This window comes from Caulobacter sp., from assembly GCF_965279145.1.
Classification (GTDB): Bacteria; Pseudomonadota; Alphaproteobacteria; order Caulobacterales; family Caulobacteraceae; genus Caulobacter.
Map to the genome: position 1 here is coordinate 3,405,380 of NZ_OZ257139.1, position 20,292 is coordinate 3,425,671.

Below are 20,292 nucleotides of genomic sequence, written 5' to 3' on the forward strand. Positions count from 1 at the left end.
CCATCGTGAAGGCCTGGTCGTTCAGCACTGACAGTCACCCCCGCGCCGAACGGGCGGAAGCGTGGCACGAGGCGATGAGCCGCCTGGGCCTGCCGATCGAGGGCCTGTCCGACGCCGAGCCGGCCAGCGCCTCGGTCGTCTGCCTGACCTCGCCGCTGGGCATCGAATTCGCCCTGGTCGAGGCTGGGGCCCAGGCGATCTCCGGTCGCCGCACCGGTCAGCCCGCCGCCGTCTGGCTGGCCGTGCTGCTCAGCGGTCAGGCTCTGCTGGTCACCGAGGATCTTGCCGAGGAGCTTTCGCCTGGCGACATCGCCTATGGCCCCACGGGCGAGGCGGCCGCCCTGCGGCTGGAGACTCGCTGCCGGCTGATGTTCGTCCGCGCCCCGCGCGTGGCTCTGGATCATCGCCTGATCGCGCCGTTCAACCTGCATGTCGGCAGGCTGGACGCCGCCAAGGGCGGGGCGCACATCCTGTCGGCCCTGCTGAGGGCCACCGCCGACGGCCTCGAAGATCTGACCGTCGATCAATTGCGACCGGTCGAGCTGTCCCTGACCGAGTTCCTGGCCATTTGCCTGGTGGAGCGCGGCGCGGCCAGCGGTGAACTGGGCGGTGGCGGAGCCTCAACGGCGCATCTGCAGCGCCTCTGTCAGACCATTGAGACCCTCTTGCCTGATCCCGACCTGTCGCTGCGCCGGGTGGCTGACGAGGAGGGCGTTTCGTCTCGCTATGTCCAGAAGCTGTTCGCCTCGGTCGACGAGACCTTCAGCCACTATCTGCGCACCCGTCGGCTGGAGCGCTGTCGCACCGACCTGTCCAGCCCGCAGCACGCCCGCCTGTCGATCTCCGAAATCTGCTTCCGCTGGGGCTTCAACGGTTCGGCTCATTTCAGCCGCGCCTTCCGCGACCAGTATGGCATGTCGCCCCGCGAGTTCCGGCAGGGCGGGGAAGACGGGCGGCGCGTCGGAGAGGGCGGTATGGGCCAGGCTTCGGGTCTGGGTCTGGCGCCTTGAGCTGATCTGGGACGCCCAAGGCGCCCAAAACCGTCAGCATGCCTCGCGACGAACGAACGGTGCTATTGAAGTCATCGGTCGGAACACCCAAGCTCTAGGGACGTTGTCCTCGGCCGGGCCGTGCGACGCCCGGTCTTGGCCGTCAGGAGAACGCATGAGCCCGGACGACTTGCACGCCGCGGAAACCGTGGGAACGGTGATCGGGCAGGACCTTGAGCGCTATCGCGCTGTCCGGCGACGCACCGAGACCCTGGCCGCTCCGTTGTCGGCCGAGGATCAGGCCGCGCAGTCCATGCCAGACGCCAGCCCGACAAAGTGGCACCGCGCGCATACCACCTGGTTCTTCGAGACTTTCCTGCTGACGCCGTATCTGACGGGCTATCGCGTGTTCGATCCCCGGTTCGGCTATCTGTTCAATTCCTACTACGAGGCGCTGGGACCCCGGCAGCCGCGCCCCGCGCGGGGTTTGCTGACACGGCCCTCGGCCGCCGAGGTGACCGCCTATCGCGACCATGTCGACGCGGCGATGGCCCGCCTGCTGCAAGGCGCGCCGTCACAGTCGGTTCGCGAGCGGCTCGATCTGGGACTGGCCCATGAGGAGCAGCATCAGGAGTTGATCCTGATGGACGTGCTGCACCTGTTGGCCCAATCGCCGCTTGATCCCGCCTATCAGGCCCAGGCGCCGGAGGTCCGGAGCGACGTCGAACCCGAGCGCTTCGTGTCGTTCGAGGGAGGGCTCACCGAGATCGGCGCGGGCGAGAGCGGCTTTGCTTTCGACAACGAGCGTCCCCGCCATAGCGTCTATCTTTCGCCCTACCGGCTCAGCGACCGTCTGGTGACCAATGGCGAGTGGTTGGCCTTCATCGAAGCTGGCGGCTATGCGCGGGCCGAGTTCTGGCTCTCCGATGGCTGGGCCACGGTGGCGGAGGAAGGCTGGGAGGCTCCGCTCTATTGGCGGCGCGAGGACGAGGGCTGGTCGGTCATGACCCTGGCCGGACGGCGGCCCGTCGATCCGGCCCAGCCCGTCACCCATGTGAGCTACTATGAGGCCATGGCCTATGCGGCCTGGGCCGGCCGCCGTCTGCCGACCGAGGCGGAGTGGGAGGCTGCGGCGCGCGCGCCTGGCGCTGGAGGGCTGCGGCAGTTGCAGGGCCATGCCTGGCAGTGGACGTCGAGCGCTTACGCCGCCTATCCCGGCTTCCGCCCGGGCGCGGGCGCGCTGGGCGAGTACAACGGCAAGTTCATGGTCAACCAGATGGTCCTGCGCGGGGGCTGCGCGGCGACCCCGCCGGGTCACACGCGCGCGACCTATCGCAATTTCTTCCAGCCTTCGAAGCGATGGGCGTTTTCTGGCGTTCGACTGGCCGACGATGGCGTCGCCCCTGAAGCCGAAGAGGTCGAGACGATCGACGACGTCTTTCTGAAGGATGTGGTGGCTGGCCTGGGGGCCAGTCCAAAGACCCTGCCCAGCAAGTATTTCTACGACGCCGAAGGCTCCCGCCTGTTCGAGGCCATCTGTGATCTGCCGGAATATTATCTGACGCGCACCGAGATCGCCTTGCTTCGCGAGATCGCGCCCGACATCGCCGCGCGGATCCCCAGCGACGCCGTGCTGGTCGAGTTTGGCAGCGGGGCCAGCGTCAAGACGCGTATCCTGCTGGACGCCGCGCCACAGCTGTCAGCCTACGCGCCGATCGACATCAGCAAGAGCGCGCTCGACGAGGCCGCGGCGGCCCTTGAGGCCGATTATCCCAACCTGCGGATCGCTCCGCTGGTTGATGATTTCACGCGGGCGCTGAGATTGCCCGAGGCGGTGGTGGGGTCTGTCGCGGTCGGGTTCTTCCCGGGATCGACGATCGGAAACTTCCCGCCGGAAGACGCGACGGACTTCCTGCGCCGGGCGGGCGACCTGCTCGGCTCGGGCGCCACGATGGTGGTGGGCGCTGACGTCGCCAAGGGGGCCGATGTGCTGGTCCCCGCCTACGACGATGCCCAGGGCGTCACGGCGGCCTTCAACCTGAACGTCCTCGCCCGGATCAATCGCGAGCTTCGCGCCACGTTCGATCTGTCGGCCTTCTCCCACCGGGCCATCTGGAATGATCGGGAAAGCCGGGTCGAGATGCATCTGGTCAGCCAGCGCGCGCAAAGCGTGTCGATCGCGGGGCGTGTCTTTGATTTCGCGGCGGGAGAGGCCATCCACACCGAGAACTCCTACAAGTACCGGCCGGAGGCCTTCGAGGCGATCGCCCGCCTGGCGGGTTGGAGCGTGGCTCAACGTTGGCAGAGCGCGAAGCCGGCCTTTGGCGTCTACGTTCTGACCCGATAGAGCAGCAAACGTGCGAACGCGCGCTGGACGGGGGAATCCAGCGCGCGCGGCGCGTCGTCAGTTGCGGGTAGGGTCAGAGACCGCCGTCGCCGCGGGGGGGGATTCCACGAGACGAGGAGCCTCCCTTGCGCCCCGCATTGGCGGCGAGGTCGCGGTCCTTGGCGAAGCTTCGCTTCTCGCTGGGAACGCTGGCTCCGCCCTTTCGGGCGATCTCGCGGCGACGTTCGGGGTCCATGGCGGCGAAGCCGCGGCGGCCACGGGGCCGTTCGCTGTCGAGGTCCATATGGTGCTCCTAATCGATACTAGTGCTCACGGGCGAGACGTGCGGGGCGCGGTGTCATACGGACGTTGGTCTCCGGGATCGACCGGCGACACGGGTTCCGGCATTTCATCGGGTAGAGACCCGGGGTCATATTCCGGGGGGGCGGGCTCTACGGGGGGCGGTGCGTCTGGGTCGGTCATGACATCCTGTCCTGCGCGTTCTGAGAGGTAACCGGTGAAGCCGCGTTCGGTTCACCCCAAGGTGTCGCTAAATGCAGCCGCGACGGCGCGGGACGTGCGCAGAGATGGAGTGAAGGCTTGGCCCACAAGGGAATTTCAGCTGTCGGCGTACGGATGGGTTCTTCCCACTGGCGCCTGCTGGTCGGCGCGGCCGTCGGCGTTGCGGCCTGGGCCGGAGCGCTCTGGCTGAACGCGCCCAGAGGCGTCCACGTGCTCCTGGGCTGGGATACGGGCGCCGTGGCCTATCTGGCTCTGACCTGGCGATTGTTCCTGCGCGCCGACGAGGCCGAGGTTCGAGGGCGCGCCGCGCGCGAGGACGAGGGGCGCTCGGTCCTGCTGTTGATCGTGCTGGGCGCGATCGTGGCCAGCCTGGTCGCGGTGGTCGACGCCATGATCGCCGCCAAGACCGCTCCAGACGGCGCCAAGGCCTTCATCGCCGCCAGCGCGGGCGTGACCCTGGTGCTGTCCTGGCTGGTGCTGCAGTCGGTGTTTGTCCTGCACTACGCCCATCGCCATTTCGGCGATGGCAAGGGCAAGGGCGGCATAGAGTTTCCGGGTGAGGCGCCTAGCAGCTACATGGACTTTGCCTACCTGGCCTTCAGCGTCGGCGCGACGTTCCAGGTCTCGGACAATTCGATCCTGACGTCGCGCCTGCGCCGGCTGGTCACCGCCCACGCGGCGACGGCCTATTTCTACAACACCGCCATCCTGGCGCTGGGCATCAACATCATCGCCGGCGTCGTGGGCGGTTAGGGGCGAACCTTGGGGTCTCGTCCCCGACCGTCCCGGGGGGGCTTTGAATGGTCGCGATCCTGGACGGGTGTTCTGGGCAGGTCCTCAAGGCGCAGAACGCCATCCTTGTCCGCGTCGAGCAGCGCGAAGCGGGCCTTGCCGGCCTTAAGCGCCTCATCCCTCGAAATGCGACGATTGAAGTCCGCGTCCGCGCCCATCACGGGCTGGGGTTCCGATAGTAGCGCATAGGGCGCCGCGCCTTGCATGCCGCCACCCGCCTGACCGCCGCGACCGCCCCGCCCGTCGCCGCCAAAATCGCCAAGGCCTCCGCGGGGGCCGCCGCCCGCCGCCGTCCGGACCGCCTCCGCCCATCGCCATGCCTCCCAGGAGGATTTCAGGCGCGATCTTCTTTTCGTAGGTCGAGACCTCGAAGCCGTCGATGACCTCGTCATGATCGGCGTCGAGTACGGCGAAGAAGCGCGCGGCGTCGGCGACGAACTCGTCTCGCGACAAAGCGCCGTCGTGATTGGCGTCGGCGCCGGCGAACCAGGCGGCGACAGGGTAGGGCGCGTCTGCCGGTGCGCGGAACGGCTCGCCCGCGGGACTGATGAAAAGCTGCAGTCGCGGGCGTTGCGGGCCGGGTTCGCCCGGCGGAGGCCCGCCGCGCGCCCGACCCGGTCCTCCCGGTCCTCCCGGTCCTCCCGGCGCTCCCGGCGCTCCTGGGCCGTCTTGCGGGCCATGTCCGCAGGCGGCGAGCGACAGGGCGACCAGGGTCATTGCGGCCAGAGCGCGAGATGTCATGGAGAACTCCTTCCTCACGGCATCAAGCGCGTCTGGATTGCTTCAGAATGTCAGCCGACGGGCGTGGTCTTGCGCTGCCGCAACAAAGCGGCGCCTGACGTTAGATGGGCAGCCGGACGCACACGCGCAGGCCGCCGCCCGGACGGTTGATCAGGATCACGTCGCCACCGTGGGCGCGCGCCAGCGACCGTACGACCGCGAGGCCAAGCCCGATGCCGCCGGTCTCGCGGTTTCGAGAGGGTTCGCCGCGGAAGAAGGGCTCGAACACCCGCTCATGCTCGGCGGCGGGAATTCCAGGGCCGTCGTCGTCGATCTCGATGATGGCGGTGTCACCCTCGGCGAAGACGCTACCGCGCGCGACATGGCCGTATTTGAGCGCGTTCTCGACCAGGTTGGCGACCAGCCGCTTCAGGGCGATCGGATCGCCTTCGATGACGATCTTCTCGGCGCGCTCGACCGTGGCGGCGCCGCCGGTCTCGGCCGCTTCGTCGATCACGCTCTCCAGCAGCGACGCCAGTTCCAGCTTGGTGCGTTCCGCCGGCCGGGTGGTGTCGCGAACAAAGGCCAGCGCGGCCGATATCATCGCCTCCATCTGGTCGATATCGGCGGCCAGTTTTACGCGGACATCGTCCGGTGTGGCCTCGATGCGAAACCGCAGACGGGTCAGGGGCGTGCGCAGGTCATGCGCGATGGCGCCGATCATGGCCGTGCGGTCTTCGACGTAACGACGCAGGCGCTCCTGCATCATGTTGAAGGCCTTGGCGGCGGCGATCACCTCGGCGGAACCCGACAGCTCCAGCGGCGTGGCTCGCGGATCACGCCCCAGGCGCTCGGCGGCGTCGGCGAAGGCTGTGATCGGGCCGGCGAGCCGGCGGGCGAACAGCCAGGCCAGAGGGGAGACGGCGAGGATCGACAGCGCCAGGATCAACAGAATCCGCTGCTGCCAGCTGTCGAGGCGGAAGGTTGGCTTGGGCTCGACCACCACCCAGTGGCCGTCCGCCTGCCGCACGCCCAGTTCGAAGTCGCCAAAGATCAGGGGCTCGTCGCGAGGCGGCGAGGCGCGGGGCCCCCTATCGCCGGTCGGGGTAAGGTCTCGGGTGAAGAACTGATCACGAGGACCGCCCGGGCCACGTCCGGGGGCGCTGGCGCCGTTGGGCGGGGGAGCGCCTTCGCCAGGCGCGCCGTTCGGCTTGGCCGCCGGGCTCTGCCGCAGGCGGCGGACGAAGAACCGCGGGCCATCGTTGTCGGTGACGATCTCGATACGGGTCGGGGCGACGTCGATCGCGCGACCGATCCCGGCCTTGAAGGCCGTGCGTCGCGGGGAGTCGGGACCGCCCGATCGCATGGTCGCACGGTGCTTGATCACCAGCGCGCGGCCGTCACGGGTCTGAACGGTCTCGCCGGTCTTCAGCGCGCGGGTGATTTCCGACAGGCGATAGAATTCGGGCGGCGGCGGCGGCAGGGTGAAGATGACCGCGATGGCCACCACCTGCGCCGCCACCAGGGTCAGGATCACCAGACCCAGCGCCTGGATAAAGAGCGGCGCGCCGCGCTTGCCGTCCGTCATGGCGTGCGGATGACCTTGGCCGTGAACATGTAGCCTTCGCTGCGGATGGTGCGGATCAGCTCGCCGCCGCCTCCGTCGTCCAGCTTGCGGCGCAGACGGCTGATCTGAACGTCGATGGCGCGGTCATAGGCGTCGCTGTCGCGGCCTCGCGCCAGGTCCAGCAGCTGGTCGCGGGTCAGCACCCGTTGCGGGCGTTCGACGAAGGCGCGCAGCAGCGAGAACTCGCCGCTGGACAGGTTGACCACCACCGACTGCGGCGAGCGTAGTTCGCGGCGGACCAGATCCAGCCGCCAGCCGGCGAACTCGCAGGCCGCGCCCATGGCGTCGTCACCGCCACGCGGCTCCTGCCGCCGGCGCAACACAGCGCGGATGCGGGCCAGAAGCTCACGGGGGTTGCAGGGCTTGGGTAGGTAGTCGTCGGCGCCGAGCTCCAGGCCGACGATGCGGTCAGTCTCTTCGCCCATGGCCGACAGCATGATGATCGCCGGGCCGTCCTGGGCCGAAAGCCGGCGGCAGATGGCCAGGCCGTCTTCGCCGGGCAGCATGATGTCCAGCACCACCAGGTCGACCGGTCCCCTGGCCATGACCTGTTCCATGGTGCGCGCGTCCGAGGCGGTGTCGACGCTATAGCCGTGCCGGCCAAGGAAGTCGGAAACGACATCGCGAATGCCGGGGTCGTCATCGACGATCAGAATACGCGGCGTCGCGCCGCGCGGGGCTTCCGTATCGGTCGACAGGCTGCTGTTTTGGATAGTCTCCATGAGACGCTCCTCTCATTTCCCCGTCTCGTCCAGATTTCACGCTTGAAACAGGGACGCAACCCGTTGGCGCGATTTGGGCCGCAATCGGCCGTCGCGACCGAAATCTGGCGGCTTTCAGGGGTATTGCTCCGCGCGGCGACATTTCGGCGCAGGTTGATACGCGCCGGGCCGGGAACGAATAGCCGCCCCGGACGGTATGTCTGGACGCTTGAAGGAGACCGTCATGACCCCCGTCGACAACGATATGGAAGATCCGGATCTGGCCGAGACCTTTGACGAGGACAACCAGAACGTGGCCGGCGAGGGCGACATGAAGACCTTCGAGCAAATGCCGAGGGTTCTGGACGTGACGACGGCCGAGGGCGACGCCGATGACGACGACGCCCTGATTGCCGAAGACCTGGACGATGACGAGATCATCGCGCTCGAGCGCGAGAGCCTTGATGAGGCTGAAGACGGCGCGTCGTAAGCGCTAGCCTGGCGAAGTGTTCTTCGGGATGACGAAATCGGCGCCCTTGATGTTCTGGGCCTCGATGGCGAGGTCGCTGACGTAAGGGTTGCTGCGCCGTTCGGCCGCGAAGCTCGACATCGGGCCGTGGCCAGGCACGAACTTCACATCGCCACCCAGGGGCCAGAGCTTGGTGGTGATGGAATCCAGCAGATCCTGGTGATTGCCGCGCGGAAAGTCGGTGCGCCCGATCGAGCCCTGGAACAGCACGTCCCCCACCTGGGCGAAGCGCGCCTCGCGGTGGAAGAAGACCACATGGCCCGGCGTATGGCCCGGGCAATGCAGGACCTCGAACTGGGTCTCCCCCAGGGTGACCACGTCGCCGTCATCCAGCCAGCGATCGGGAACGAAGATCCGCGCCTCGGGAATCCCGTAGCGCTCGCCGGTCATCTGGATCTGGTCGATCCAGAACTGGTCGTCCTTGTGCGGGCCCTCGATTGGCGCGCCGGTCAGGCGCTTGAGCTCCGCGGCGCCGCCCGCATGGTCCATGTGGCCATGGGTGATCCAGATCTTCTCCAGGGTCAGACCCTGGTCAGCCAGCGCCTTCATCAGGCGTGGAACCTCGCCGCCGGGATCGATGACGGCGGCCTTCATCGTCTTGGCGCACCAGACGATCGTGCAGTTCTGCTGCAAGGGGGTGACCGGCGCGATGACGGCGCGGATTGGCGGCTGATCGCTCATCGGGCGGCTCCAAAAGAAAACGGGCGGGAACCGAGGTCCCCGCCCGTTCGAACTAAGGCTTGTCAGCCGAAGATCAAGACCGTTCCTCGGGCGAGCCCGGGGCCGGAGCGCCCGGCATCGGCGCCACGCCGGTGCCCGGCGCGTCTTCGTCCAGTTCGTGGACTTCCCCGCGCAGGCCGCGACCCACGTGGCTCTTGCGGAAGCCATAGGCGAAGTAGAACACCAGACCGATGGCGGCCCAGATCGGCAGCAACCACTTGGCCATCGGCGGCAGGAACATGAACAGCACCAGGCAGCCGATGATCGCCAGGGGCGCGACGACCCAGACGAACGGCGTCTTGAACGGACGCTTGCGGCCCGGATCCTTGATCCGCAGCATCATCACCGCGATCGCCACCATCAGGAACGCGAACAGCGTGCCCGAGTTGGAGATGTCGGCCAGCTTGCCGACCGGGAAGAAGGCCGCCGCCACCAGCACGATGCCGCCGGTGACCATGGTCACGATGTGGGGCGTCTTGTACTTCGGGTGGACCTTGCTCAGCACGCTGGGCAGCAGGCCGTCGCGCGACATCACAAAGAAGATTCGGGTCTGGCCGTAGATCATCATCAGGATGACCGAGGGCAGGGCCAGGCCGGCCGCGAGGCCCAGCAGGTTGCCGATGGCCGGATGGCCGATCTCGCGCAGCACGTGGGCGAGGGCTTCCTTCGAACACACCAGCGGCATGCCGCCGGCGGCCGTCAGGTCCTTGCATCGCGCCGCCAGTTCGACCGAGCCGGGCGACAGCACTTCGCCGGCCAGGCCGAACACCGGCTGGGCGCCGTACGAGCCGATCGCGCCAGCGGCGACCAACAGGTAGAAGATGGTGCAGATGACCAGCGAGCCGATCAGGCCGATCGGAACGTTGACCTGAGGGTTGCGGGTCTCTTCCGCCGCAGTCGAGACCGCGTCGAAGCCCACATAGGCGAAGAAGATCGACGCCCCCGCGCCGATGATTCCGGCCGTGGCCAGCGGAGCGAAGGGGTGGAAATTTTCCATCTTCATGACCGGCACGGCCAGGAAGATGAAGGCGGCCAGGGCGGTGATCTTGATGGCCACGAGGAAGCCGTTGACGGTGGCGCTTTCCTTGGTGCCCATAACCAGCAGCCAGGTGACAAGCAGCGAGATCAGCACGGCCGGCAGGTTGACGATGCCGCCGGCATACGGACCGGCGGTCAGCATGTCGGGAATGTCGATGTGCAGCAGGTGCTCGAGCAGCCCGACCACGTATCCGGACCATCCCACGGCCACGGCGGAGGCCGCCACGGCGTATTCGAGGATCAGGGCCCAACCGACCAGCCAGGCGAAGAACTCGCCCAGGACGGCGTAGGAGTAGGTGTAGGCGGAGCCGGCGACGGGAACCATCGAGGCCAGTTCGGCGTAGCAGAGGGCAGCGACGGCGCAGACGGCGCCCGCGATAACGAACGAAAGCATCATGCCAGGGCCGGCTTTCTGAGCCGCTTCGGCGGTCAGAACGAAGATGCCGGTGCCGATGATGCCGCCGATGCCGAGCAGGGTCAGCTGCACGGGTCCAAGCGACCGATGCAGCGACTTCTTCTCGGCGGTCGCTAGGATCGCATCGAGCGATTTAACGCGCCACATAGTTCCTCCTGGATACGCACGACTCCCCCCTGGGGGCCGCCCTTGGATAAATTTTGCGGACGGTGACCCTTTTATGAGCATGGGGTCAAGGCCAAGCCGCGAAGGGGCGTAAATGCTCTCCGCGCCGGGACTCGTCCAGTCTGCTTGGCTGCGAAGGCGCTGACCGCTAAAGCCGTTGGCCATGTTGCCCATTTTCCAGGCCCTTCCAGCGCTGAAAGACGCCCTGAGCGCGCGCGAGGCCGCTGTGCTGGTCGCTCCGCCGGGCGCCGGGAAGACGACGGCCGTGCCCCTGGCGCTGTTGGATGAACCGTGGGTGGACGGACGAAAGCTGATCGTTCTGGAGCCCAGGCGACTTGCGGCCCGCGCCGCCGCCGCGCGCATGGCCTCGACCCTTGGCGAATCCGTGGGCGACACCGTGGGTTTTCGTGTCCGCCTGCAGTCGAAGGTTTCGGCCCGCACCCGCATCGAGGTGGTCACCGAAGGCGTCTTCACACGGATGATTCTCGACGACCCGGGCCTGGACGGTGTCGCGGCCGTCCTGTTCGACGAGTTTCACGAGCGCAGCCTCGACGCCGACCTTGGACTGGCCTTCGCCCGCGACGTCCAGGGGCTGCTGCGCGACGACCTGCGCCTGCTGGTCATGTCGGCCACGCTCGACGGAGCCAGGGTCTCGGCGCTGCTGGGCGATGCGCCCGTGGTCGAGAGCCAGGGGCGAATGTTTCCGGTCGACACCCGCTATCTGGGTCGCGACGACCGTCTGCGGCTGGAGGAGCGCGTCGGCCGCGCCGTCGAGCGGGCGCTTGCCGAGGAAACCGGCAGCCTGCTGGTGTTCCTGCCGGGGCAGGGGGAAATTCGCCGCGCCGAGAGCTGGCTGGCCGAGCGGCTGCGCCGTCCCGACGTCGATCTGGCCCCGCTGTACGGCGCGCTGGAGCCCGGCGCCCAGGATCGCGCCATCGCGCCGGCCGCGCCGGGGCGGCGCAAGGTGGTGCTGGCGACCTCGATCGCCGAGACCAGCCTGACGATCGAGGGCGTGCGCGTCGTCATCGACTGCGGTTTGGCCCGCGTGCCGCGCTATGATCCGGCCAGCGGCATCACCCGGCTCGACACGGTTCGCGTCAGCCGCGCCGCCGCCGACCAGCGCCGGGGGCGGGCGGGGCGCACCGAGCCCGGCGTCTGCTATCGCCTGTGGGACGAGCCGGAGACCCGCTCTCTGCCCGCCTTCGCGCGGCCGGAAATCCTTGAAGCCGACCTGTCGCGTCTGGCCCTGGATCTGGCCCGCTGGGGCGCCCGCGACGCGACGGGCCTGTGCTTCATGGATCCCCCGCCCGCCGTCGCCTTCGCGGAGGCGCGCACGCTATTGCAGCGTATCCAGGCGCTGGACGGGCAGGGCGACCTGACCGCGCACGGCAAGGCCCTGGCCGAGATGCCGCTACCGCCCCGTATCGCCCACATGGTGGTTCGCGCCGCCGCCTCGGGTCAGGCGCGTCGAGGCGCCGAGATCGCGGCCCTTCTGACCGAGCAGGGCCTGGGCGGCCGCGAGATCGATCTGCGTCGCCGGCTCGAGAACCTGGGCCGGGATCGCTCGCCGCGCGCGCGCGACGCCCAGGCCCTGGCCGACCGCTGGGCGCGGGCGGCGGGCAGGCCCTCGGGCGCCGCGCCGCTCGATGAGGGCCTGATGCTGGCCGAGGCCTATCCGGAGCGCGTGGCCAGGGCGCGCGGCAAGCCCGGCGAGTTCCAGCTGGCCGGCGGCCGCGGCGTCTATATGGAGCCCACCGACCCTCTGGCCCGCGAGACCTGGCTGGCCGTCGGCGAACTGGGCGGGGGCGACAGTCGGGACCGCATCCTGCTGGCGGCGGCCGTCGACGAGGTCGCGCTGCGCGAGGCCTTCGCCGATCGTCTGACCGCCGAGGATCGGCTGGAAACCGGCGCGGGCGGCAAGGTGCGCGCCAAGCGGCTGCTGCGCCTGGGCAAGCTGGTGCTGGAGGAGCGGCTGATCGAAAAGCCGGACCCGGCGCTGATCGCCAGCGCGTTGATGGATCAGGTCCGATCCGAAGGGCTCTCGGCGCTGCGTCTCGGGGACGGCGTGCAGGGGTTGCGGGCGCGCCTCGCCTTCTTGCGCGATCTGGATGGCGAGACCTGGCCCGATCTTTCGGACGCCGCCCTGCTGGACCGCCTCGGCGACTGGCTGGAGCCGCTCCTGCACGGTCGCTCGTCTTTGTCATCGCTCGACGAAAATACGCTGGATGGAGCGGTCCGCTCGCTGATCCCGTGGGACCTGCAGCAGAAGGTCGACGCCATGTTGCCGGCCCGCTTCAAGGCCCCGACTGGCACGACCGTGGCCATCGACTATGCCGCCGAGGCCGGACCGCGCATCGACATTCGGGTGCAGGAGCTGTTTGGCCTGACCGAGCATCCCAGCATCGCCGGCGGCAAGATACCGCTGGTGCTGTCGCTGCTGTCGCCGGGCCACAAGCCGATTCAGATCACCCGCGACCTGCCCGGATTCTGGAAGGGTTCGTGGCGCGAGGTGAAGGTCGAGATGAAAGGCCGCTATCCGCGCCACGTCTGGCCGGACGATCCCGCCAACGCCGCGCCGACGACGCGGGCGAAGCCGCGTGGAACTTGAATCGATGCTGGAGCGAAAGGGCTTGCGTCCGCTCTTCTGGGTTGCATGAATGCGCCAGGGTCGAGCTTGTCGATCGAAGGTTTCAGGAGATGATATGCGTCGGATCGTGACGTCGCTGGCCCTGGTTGTCGCCTTTTCCGTTCCCGCCTCTTTCGCCAGCGCGGGTGTCTACACCGACGACATGTCCAAATGCCTGGTGCGCTCGACGACGGCCGAAGATCAGGCTGATCTGGTTGCCTGGGTGTTTGTCGCGATGAGCGCTCACCCGTCCGTCAAAGGCTATGTGAACCTGACGGAAGACCAGCGTCTCGGGAAGACCAAGGCCGCCTCCAAGCTGATGGAGCGGCTGATGCTGACCAACTGCAGGAAGGAAACGGTCGAAGCCCTCAAATACGAAGGTCCCTTGGCCATCCAACAGGCCTTCGGCGTGCTCGGGCAGGTGGCGATGCGCGGACTGATGGCCGACCCTGACGTCGCCAAGAACTTCTCGGCGCTGGGCGAGTATGTGGACGAGGCCAAGTTCGAGGAACTGGGCAAGGAAGCCGGCGTCAGCGATCTTCAGGGCTCGCCCAAGAAGAAGTGATCCGCGGGCCTCGCGAGCCTCCGCCTACCCCGTAACCGTATAGATCATGATCCCCGTCGCCACGCTGAGGTTCAGGCTGTCGGCTCGGCCGCGCATCGGGATCTTCACGTTCACATCGCAGGCCGCCGCCAGCTCGGGCGGCAGGCCCTGCTGCTCGTTGCCCATCAGGATCAGAGACGGCTTCACATAGTCGGCGCTCTTGTGATCCACCGTGGCGGTCAGCAGGGTGCCGACCACCGAGCCGGGCCAGGTCTCGCGCCAGGCCAGGAACTCCTGGATGGTGGCCTTGGCGATCTTGACCGCGAAGATCGAGCCCATGGTCGCCCGCACACCCTCGACGGAATAGGGATCGACGCAGTCGCCCACCAGGATCACCCCGCCGCAGCCGGCCGCGTCGGCGGTGCGGATCACGGTGCCAAGGTTGCCGGGGTCTCGCACAGCCTGCATGGCCACCCAGCAGGGCGCGCTTTGCGGCACGATGGCGTCCAGCGACGTGAACACCTGACGGAAGACGCCGACCACGGCCTGCGGATTGTCGCGACGCGAAACCTTCTCAAGGATTTCCCGATTGACCTCAATGACTTCGCCGCCGGCCTTCAGGCAGGCCTGCGAGGCCTTCTGCAGCATCGGATGATCGGCGGCGTCGCGGCCGTACATGATGATCTTGGGCGCGTGGCCGCAGTCGATCGCCTCGATGACGATCTTCAGGCCTTCGGCCAGGAACAGGCCGCTCTCCTCGCGCTCCTTGCGCATGTGCAGGGCGCGGACAGCCTTGACGGTGTTGTTCGACAGCGAGGTGACGGTCTTGGCTTGGGGAGCATTCATCTCTCTCACCCTTCTGACGACCAGCGGGCGAAGAACGACAGCCCGATCTGGCGGTCGCCCTTCTCCTCGACCAGCGAAAGTTCACCCCAGTCGATGACGCCGTTGCGGCCCTCGAGCACCTGGGCCAGCAGGCCCGACATCGCCGCGCCCGAGACGCGCGCCGCATAGGCGTTCATCAGCAGGAACGAGGCGTCGTCGCTGAGCAGTTGCGCGCAATTGCCTGTCAGTTCTGTCAAATCCTCGAACAGGCGCCAGACTTCGCCATCTGCGCCGCGACCGAACTTGGGCGGGTCCAGGATGATCCCGTCATAGACATTGCCGCGACGCACTTCGCGGGCCACGAACTTGCGGGCGTCCTCGACGATCCAGCGGATCGGCTTGTCGTCCAGCCCGGCGAAGGCGGCGTTCTCGCGCGCGAAGCCGACGGACTTCTTGGAGGCGTCCACATGGGTCACCGCGGCGCCGGCGGCGGCGCAAACCAGTGAGGCGACGCCCGTATAGCCGAACAGATTCAGGATCTTCGGCTGGCGACCTGACGTCTTGGCGAAAGCGCGGACGCGCTGGTCCTGCCAGGCCCAGTTGGCGGCCTGTTCGGGGAAGAAGGCCAGGTGCCGGAAGGGCGTGAACTGGCCGTGGAATTTCGCTTCGCCCCAAGCCAGGGGGAACTTCTCGATCGGCTTGCCCTTGAAGCGCCAGCGGCCCGCTTCGTCCTCGTCGGTGGGATCGAACACCGCGTCGGCGCCCTCCCAGGCCGAGGCCGGCAGGCGCGGCGACCAGAAGCATTGCGGCTCGGGGCGCACGACCGTGTAGGGGCCGTAGCGCTCAAGCTTCCTGCCATTGCCGCTGTCCAGCAGAGCGTAGTCGCTCCAGCCGGTGGTGCGCATGACAAGGGGGGCGGGGGCGATCGTCGGGGTCATCGCCTCGCCCATACGCTTTCAGGACGCGGCCCGTCCAGTGCGAGGGGCGTGCGGGGTCTTGTCCCAGCGGTAGGGATCGCACACGAACTGGACGCTGGCCCGCGCGGCCGCCAGGCTCTGCAGGGGCCAATAGATCAGGGTTCCGACCAGATCGCGCAACCGGATCGGTGATCCCGCCCGCCGCAGACCGACCAGTCCCGCCATCGCCGCCGACGCCCAGCCCAGAAGCAGCAGGCTGAGATCCAGCGGGCGCATCGCGGGCGTCTGGTCCGATGTCATCAGGTCCAACAAGCCGATCAGGCCCCAGGCGGCCAACAAGCCATGCAGGTGCGAGGACGCCACCGATAGGGCCAGGGTCAGGATCAGGGCCGTCAGGCTGGCCGGCGTCCGCACGGCCGGGCCCCGGGCGTGAACCGCCAGGGTCTGCATGTGACCTTTCACCCAGCGGGCGCGTTGCGGCAGCCAGTCCCGAAACCGCGTCGGGGCGGGTTCAAAGGTGGGCAGGCCGATGACGTCCAGTCGGCTTCCCGCAGCCGACAGGCGAAAGCCGATGTCCGCGTCCTCGGTCACATTGTACGGATCCCACCCGCCGACGGCGCGCAGGCTTGACGTTCTGAAGTGATTGCTGGTTCCGCCAAGGGGAAAAGGCAGGCCCGCCTTGGCCAGGAAGGGCAGCACAACCTCGAACTGGATGGCGTATTCCAGCGCGAACTGGGCGGGGATGAAACGCGGATCGCTTTCGATCCGCAGCGGGGCCTGGAGGCAGGCCAGATCGGGTCCGTCGGCGGCGAAGCGGGCGGCGGCTTCCCGCAGTTGGCCCGGATGTGGCGCATCCTCGGCGTCGTAGATGACCAGAAACTCGCCGCGCGCCCTCTCCAGGGCCAGGTTGCAGGCGCGCGGTTTGGTCTTGGGCGCGCCCGGCGGGGCGGTCAGCACCTGGATGAAGGCGGGCGGCTCCAGATCCCGAACGGCTTGGTGGGTCTCGTGATCGTCCTCCTCAAGTACGATCAGCGCCTGCAGGCGATCGTGCGGATAGTCCAGTCGCTCCAGCGCCGCGACCAGTTCGCCGACCACCTCGGCCTCGCGGTAGAGCGGCGCTATGACGGTGTAGATCGGCAGGTCGGAGTCATCGAGATCGCGGATGGGCCTTGGGTCCAGCGGCGTGAGCGCGCTCACGAGCTTCAGAAGTGAAGTCGCGGTGAAGCCGCATAGAAGGATGATGGAGATGACGCCCCCACCCCAGTCGCGTCCAAACGCCGTCAGAAGCAGCGCGACCGCCAGAAGTCCGACCAGAACAGCGGTCTGCTGCGGCGCCAGGCGTCGATGCGCGCCGTCACGGCCTGAAACAGCCAGCGGCGCCGCCGCAGGGTGTTCGAGCGCGTCGCTCTCTGAAAGCTGCAGCGTGGAAAGGGCGTGCGGGTGCTGTTGAAGAGTGCTGTCATCACGCGCCATACGATCCCCCCGTTGCGCATATGTTCCAGCGCGCACATAACGAATCTGCAACCCACGGGTGTCAAATGGAAAAATACGCGTTTTCCGCTTTTCCTCGATTGTTGCTACGGCTGAGTGATTCCCGTTTAGTGTCGGGATTCGGGGAAACGCAGGGGAAGCCAAGCCGTGACGCTTGCTTTGAAGAAGCCGCACAAGTCCGCTCGAAAGCCCAAGGGCGACGGGCACTTGCGTCGTGGCGAGATTCTGGCGGCCGCCGAGAAGATCTTTATCGCCGAAGGCTATGCCGGCGCCACGATCCGCAAGATCGCCGATGCGGTGGGCGTGTCTTCGACAGCCCTCTACATGCACTTTCGCGACAAGGACCAGATCCTGCTCGAGATTAGCGACGGCGCGATCGAGAGACTGCTGAACCTCAATATCGATATCGTCGGCCGGAAGATCGATCCCGTCGCGCGGGTCCGGCTGATGCTGGACGCCTACATGCGTTTCGCGCTCGAGAACCCCAACACCTATGAACTGGTGTTCTGCGGATCGGGCGCGAGCATCTCGATGGAAAAACAGGCCGGGACACTGGAGCTTGGCGATCGCTGCTTCGAGGAATTCAGCGAGCCCTTCCGCGAGATCGCCGCGGCGGGCCGCCTGCGGACGGGCACCGCGCAGAGCGCCGCCGAGGTGCTGTGGGCCGGTTGTCATGGCCTGGTGTCCCTGTTGATCACCAAGCCCAACCGGACGTGGTCATCGTCCGACGAGTTGATGGGCATGATGCTGGACGGCTTGCTGCACGGCCTAGTCACGGACTGATCCGATGGTCGTCGCCCGCGCGCTGTGCGCCGTCGCGGCGGCGATGGTCATTGTCCCGATTTCCGCTCGGGCCGAAGGTCACGCGCCACGCGTGATGTCGCTGGATTCCTGCGCCGATCAATATGTTTTGGCCTTGGCGCCGCGCGCCAGCATCGTGGGCCTGTCGTATCGCGCCGGCGCGCCGGATTCCTACATGCGCGCTGCGGCCGTCGGTCTGCCCCGACGGCGAGCCACCTTCGAGAGTCTGGTCTCGGCGCGACCGGAGGTGGTCGTGCGCCTGTGGGGCGGCGACGCCCGGCTGACGGCGGCCCTCGACCGGCGCGGCGTTCGCACGGTGCGTCTGGACGACGCCGCCGATTTCGATGGTGTCCGCGCCAATGTCCGCAGGGTCGCCCAGGCGCTGGATCGGCGAGAGGCGGGCGAGAGGCTACTGGCGCGCATGGACGGGCAGCTCAAGGCCTCGGCGGGGGCCTGGAAGGGCGAGCGCGCGCTTTACCTGACGCCGGGCGGTTATACGGCCGGCAGCGGCACCCTGATCGACGCGATGTTGAAGGCCTCGGGCCTGTCAAACGCCGCCCAGGGGCCGTTCTTCAGCCCCGTGCCCCTTGAGACCCTGGTGATGACGCCGCCGCGCGCGGTCGTGCTGGGCTTCTTCGACCTGACCCGCGCCGGATCCGATCGGTGGGGGCCGGGGCGGCACGCGGCGCTGAAGCGCGCGACCGGTGACCGGACGATCGCCTCCCTGCCGGGCGCCGTGGTGGGGTGTCCCGCCTGGTTCGTGGCCGACGCGACGGCGCAGCTGGCCGGGGCGCGGAACGCCCGATGAGCGTGGCGCGTCTCTGCCTGATCATGGTGCTGGTGTTGGCGATGGCGGCCATCGTCGCGGTGACCTTGGGCGAAACGCCGTTCGCGGCCAGCCAGTACCTCCAGGCCCTGACCCATCCCGGGTCTCCTCCGGGCGAGGTGCTGTGGACGATCCGCGCGCCGCGGGTGGCCATGGCCGCCCTGGTCGGCGCCGCCCTTGGCCTGGCGGGCGCGACCATGCAGGGCCTGTTGCGCAACCCCCTCGCAGATCCCGGCGTGTTGGGCGTCTCGGGCGCTTCAGGCCTGGGCGCCGCGCTGTGCATCGCGGGCGGTCTGGCGGCGGTTCCCGGGGCCGTTGAGCTCGGCGCTCTGGCGGGCGCCCTGCTGGCGGGCGGCGCGGTGGTGGCCATTGCGGTGCGGTTGCGCGAGCCCGAAGCCCTGATCCTGTTCGGCGTGGCGCTCTCCGCCTTCGGCGGCGCCCTGACGGCCCTGGTGTTCAACCTTTCGCCGTCGCCGGTGGCGACCGCCGAGATCCTGGCCTGGCTGATGGGTTCGGTCGAGAACCGCGACTGGACCGACAGCCTGCGGGCCATTGTACCCATGGCGCTGGGCGTCGGGCTTTGCCTGAAGGCCGGGCGAGGCCTCCGGATGTTGACCCTGGGCGAGGAAGCCGCCCGGATGTCCGGGCTCGACATGCCCCGCTTGCGCGCCTTCGCCGTGGCCGGCGCGGCGCTGCTGACGGGCGCCGCCGTCGCGGGCGCGGGCGTTATCGGCTTCGTGGGTCTGGCCGCGCCGCACATGGTGCGAGCCCTGGTCAAGGACGACCCCCGCCGCATCCTGCCGCCCTCGGCGCTCGCGGGCGCTCTGCTGCTGGTGCTGGCCGACCTGGCCGCGCGGCTGGTTCCCACCGATCAGGAGCTGAAGCTGGGCGTCGTGACGGCCCTGTTCGGCGCGCCGGCCTTCGCCCTGCTGGCCTGGCGGGCCGCCCGGAGCTGGCGCTCGTGACCGCCGCATGGACGATCAGCGCCGCGAAGGCGCGGCAGGGCGGCAAGCTGGTGCTGGACGCGGCCAGTCTCATAGCCCAGCCGGGCGAGGTCGTCGGAATTGTCGGACCCAACGGGGCGGGAAAGACCAGCCTCCTGCGCGCGGGCCTTGGCCTGCTGCCCCTGATCGACGGCGCGGCGATGCTGTCTGGCAAGCGGCTGGATCAGCTTGATGCGCCCCAACGCGCGAGCCTGGTCGGCTACCTGCCGCAGGACCGCCGGGTGGCATGGAACCTGCCGGCCGAGATGGTCGCCAGCCTTGGCGCGGTCGATCTGCCTGAAGCCGAGGCGCTGGTGGTGGCGCGGGACCGCCTGGCGAGGGTGGGCGCCGCCGATCTGGCGCAACGCGGCGTGCTCGACATGTCCGGCGGCGAGCGGGCGCGGGTTCTGTTGGCCCGGCTGCTGGCCACTCGCGCGCCTCTGCTCGTCGCCGACGAGCCCATCGCCGGCCTGGATCCGGACGCGCAGCTGCTGACCCTGGAATTGCTGCGCGCGGAGGCCGCCGCCGGCGCCGCCGTCGTCGTCACGCTGCATGACCTGACCCTGGCCGCCCGCTGCTGCGACCGCCTGGCGGTGATCGACAGCGGCCGGGTCGTGGCCGAGGGCGCGCCGGGCGTGGCCCTGTCGCCGGAGATCCTGGCGCGCGTCTTCAAGCTGGACGGCGCGCTGATCGACACCCCGGCGGGCCCGGTGCTGGCCGCCCGGCGGCTCTAGC

At 68.4% G+C, this 20,292-nt stretch carries 19 protein-coding genes; 11 read left to right on the forward strand and 8 right to left on the reverse strand.

Annotation, left to right across the window (positions count from 1 at the left end):
• Positions 1-5 precede the first annotated feature (5 nt).
• A complete protein-coding gene (locus tag ACQY9P_RS15905; RefSeq protein WP_421738241.1) occupies positions 6-1,010 on the forward strand; it encodes a helix-turn-helix domain-containing protein in 1,005 nt (334 codons plus the stop codon).
• 154 nt (positions 1,011-1,164) lie between these two features.
• A complete protein-coding gene (gene egtB, locus ACQY9P_RS15910) occupies positions 1,165-3,336 on the forward strand; it encodes an ergothioneine biosynthesis protein EgtB (RefSeq protein WP_421738240.1) in 2,172 nt (723 codons plus the stop codon).
• A 73-nt stretch (positions 3,337-3,409) separates the two neighbouring features.
• On the opposite strand, the gene ACQY9P_RS15915 is transcribed toward egtB, so the two are convergent.
• Positions 3,410-3,619 (reverse strand): general stress protein, encoded by a 210-nt coding sequence (locus ACQY9P_RS15915; protein ID WP_421738239.1) that lies wholly within the window; start codon positions 3,617-3,619, stop codon positions 3,410-3,412.
• A 332-nt stretch (positions 3,620-3,951) separates the two neighbouring features.
• On the opposite strand from ACQY9P_RS15915, the gene ACQY9P_RS15920 reads away from it, so the two are divergent.
• Positions 3,952-4,590: a DUF1345 domain-containing protein gene (locus ACQY9P_RS15920; protein ID WP_421738238.1), complete on the forward strand. Its 639-nt coding sequence runs from the start codon at positions 3,952-3,954 to the stop codon at positions 4,588-4,590.
• A gap of 47 nt (positions 4,591-4,637) precedes the next feature.
• The gene (locus ACQY9P_RS15925; protein WP_421738237.1) at positions 4,638-4,808 is read left to right on the forward strand and encodes a hypothetical protein; all 171 of its coding nucleotides are present in this window, start codon (positions 4,638-4,640) and stop codon (positions 4,806-4,808) included.
• Positions 4,809-5,470: 662 nt separating this feature from the next.
• On the opposite strand, the gene ACQY9P_RS15930 is transcribed toward ACQY9P_RS15925, so the two are convergent.
• Both ACQY9P_RS15930 and ACQY9P_RS15935 read right to left on the reverse strand, forming a co-directional pair.
• Positions 5,471-6,937 (reverse strand): ATP-binding protein, encoded by a 1,467-nt coding sequence (locus ACQY9P_RS15930; protein WP_421738236.1) that lies wholly within the window; start codon positions 6,935-6,937, stop codon positions 5,471-5,473.
• Positions 6,934-7,698, reverse strand: coding sequence for a response regulator (locus tag ACQY9P_RS15935; RefSeq protein WP_421738235.1), 765 nt, complete (start codon positions 7,696-7,698; stop codon positions 6,934-6,936). The genes ACQY9P_RS15930 and ACQY9P_RS15935 overlap by 4 nt, the downstream gene beginning before the upstream one ends.
• Before the next feature lie 223 nt (positions 7,699-7,921).
• On the opposite strand from ACQY9P_RS15935, the gene ACQY9P_RS15940 reads away from it, so the two are divergent.
• Positions 7,922-8,167 carry a hypothetical protein gene (locus ACQY9P_RS15940; protein WP_421738234.1) on the forward strand — a complete coding sequence of 82 codons (246 nt, stop codon included), beginning with the start codon at positions 7,922-7,924 and terminating at the stop codon, positions 8,165-8,167.
• A gap of 3 nt (positions 8,168-8,170) precedes the next feature.
• Here the strand turns inward: ACQY9P_RS15940 and ACQY9P_RS15945 are convergent, their stop codons facing one another.
• Both ACQY9P_RS15945 and ACQY9P_RS15950 read right to left on the reverse strand, forming a co-directional pair.
• Positions 8,171-8,887 carry an MBL fold metallo-hydrolase gene (locus tag ACQY9P_RS15945; RefSeq protein ID WP_421738233.1) on the reverse strand — a complete coding sequence of 239 codons (717 nt, stop codon included), beginning with the start codon at positions 8,885-8,887 and terminating at the stop codon, positions 8,171-8,173.
• Between the two features lie 73 nt (positions 8,888-8,960).
• A complete protein-coding gene (locus ACQY9P_RS15950; RefSeq protein ID WP_421738232.1) occupies positions 8,961-10,526 on the reverse strand; it encodes an amino acid permease in 1,566 nt (521 codons plus the stop codon).
• Positions 10,527-10,707: 181 nt separating this feature from the next.
• Here ACQY9P_RS15950 and hrpB point away from each other — a divergent pair, with 181 nt between their 5' ends.
• Together hrpB and ACQY9P_RS15960 are read left to right on the forward strand one after the other, a co-directional pair.
• Entirely contained in the window at positions 10,708-13,152 is a 2,445-nt protein-coding gene (gene hrpB, locus ACQY9P_RS15955; protein ID WP_421738231.1) for an ATP-dependent helicase HrpB, read from the forward strand.
• A 94-nt stretch (positions 13,153-13,246) separates the two neighbouring features.
• Positions 13,247-13,735 carry a hypothetical protein gene (locus tag ACQY9P_RS15960; RefSeq protein ID WP_421738230.1) on the forward strand — a complete coding sequence of 163 codons (489 nt, stop codon included), beginning with the start codon at positions 13,247-13,249 and terminating at the stop codon, positions 13,733-13,735.
• 24 nt (positions 13,736-13,759) lie between these two features.
• Here the strand turns inward: ACQY9P_RS15960 and ACQY9P_RS15965 are convergent, their stop codons facing one another.
• The 3 genes from ACQY9P_RS15965 to ACQY9P_RS15975 are packed head-to-tail and all read right to left on the reverse strand — an operon-like array spanning position 13,760 to position 16,929.
• Positions 13,760-14,560 carry a TrmH family RNA methyltransferase gene (locus ACQY9P_RS15965; RefSeq protein WP_421738229.1) on the reverse strand — a complete coding sequence of 267 codons (801 nt, stop codon included), beginning with the start codon at positions 14,558-14,560 and terminating at the stop codon, positions 13,760-13,762.
• 5 nt (positions 14,561-14,565) lie between these two features.
• Positions 14,566-15,477 carry a class I SAM-dependent methyltransferase gene (locus tag ACQY9P_RS15970; protein WP_421738228.1) on the reverse strand — a complete coding sequence of 304 codons (912 nt, stop codon included), beginning with the start codon at positions 15,475-15,477 and terminating at the stop codon, positions 14,566-14,568.
• A gap of 18 nt (positions 15,478-15,495) precedes the next feature.
• Positions 15,496-16,929, reverse strand: coding sequence for a glycosyltransferase family 2 protein (locus ACQY9P_RS15975; RefSeq protein WP_421738227.1), 1,434 nt, complete (start codon positions 16,927-16,929; stop codon positions 15,496-15,498).
• A 165-nt stretch (positions 16,930-17,094) separates the two neighbouring features.
• Here ACQY9P_RS15975 and ACQY9P_RS15980 point away from each other — a divergent pair, with 165 nt between their 5' ends.
• Genes ACQY9P_RS15980 through ACQY9P_RS15995 form a run of 4 tightly spaced genes read left to right on the forward strand, consistent with a single transcriptional unit; the run spans position 17,095 to position 20,291 of the window.
• Positions 17,095-17,730: a TetR/AcrR family transcriptional regulator gene (locus ACQY9P_RS15980; RefSeq protein WP_421738226.1), complete on the forward strand. Its 636-nt coding sequence runs from the start codon at positions 17,095-17,097 to the stop codon at positions 17,728-17,730.
• A gap of 4 nt (positions 17,731-17,734) precedes the next feature.
• Positions 17,735-18,556: an ABC transporter substrate-binding protein gene (locus tag ACQY9P_RS15985; protein WP_421738225.1), complete on the forward strand. Its 822-nt coding sequence runs from the start codon at positions 17,735-17,737 to the stop codon at positions 18,554-18,556.
• Positions 18,493-19,539: a FecCD family ABC transporter permease gene (locus ACQY9P_RS15990; protein WP_421738224.1), complete on the forward strand. Its 1,047-nt coding sequence runs from the start codon at positions 18,493-18,495 to the stop codon at positions 19,537-19,539. The genes ACQY9P_RS15985 and ACQY9P_RS15990 overlap by 64 nt, the downstream gene beginning before the upstream one ends.
• Entirely contained in the window at positions 19,536-20,291 is a 756-nt protein-coding gene (locus tag ACQY9P_RS15995) for an ABC transporter ATP-binding protein (protein WP_421738223.1), read from the forward strand. Before ACQY9P_RS15990 ends, ACQY9P_RS15995 begins: the two co-directional genes overlap by 4 nt.
• The last annotated feature ends 1 nt before the right edge of the window (position 20,292 follow it).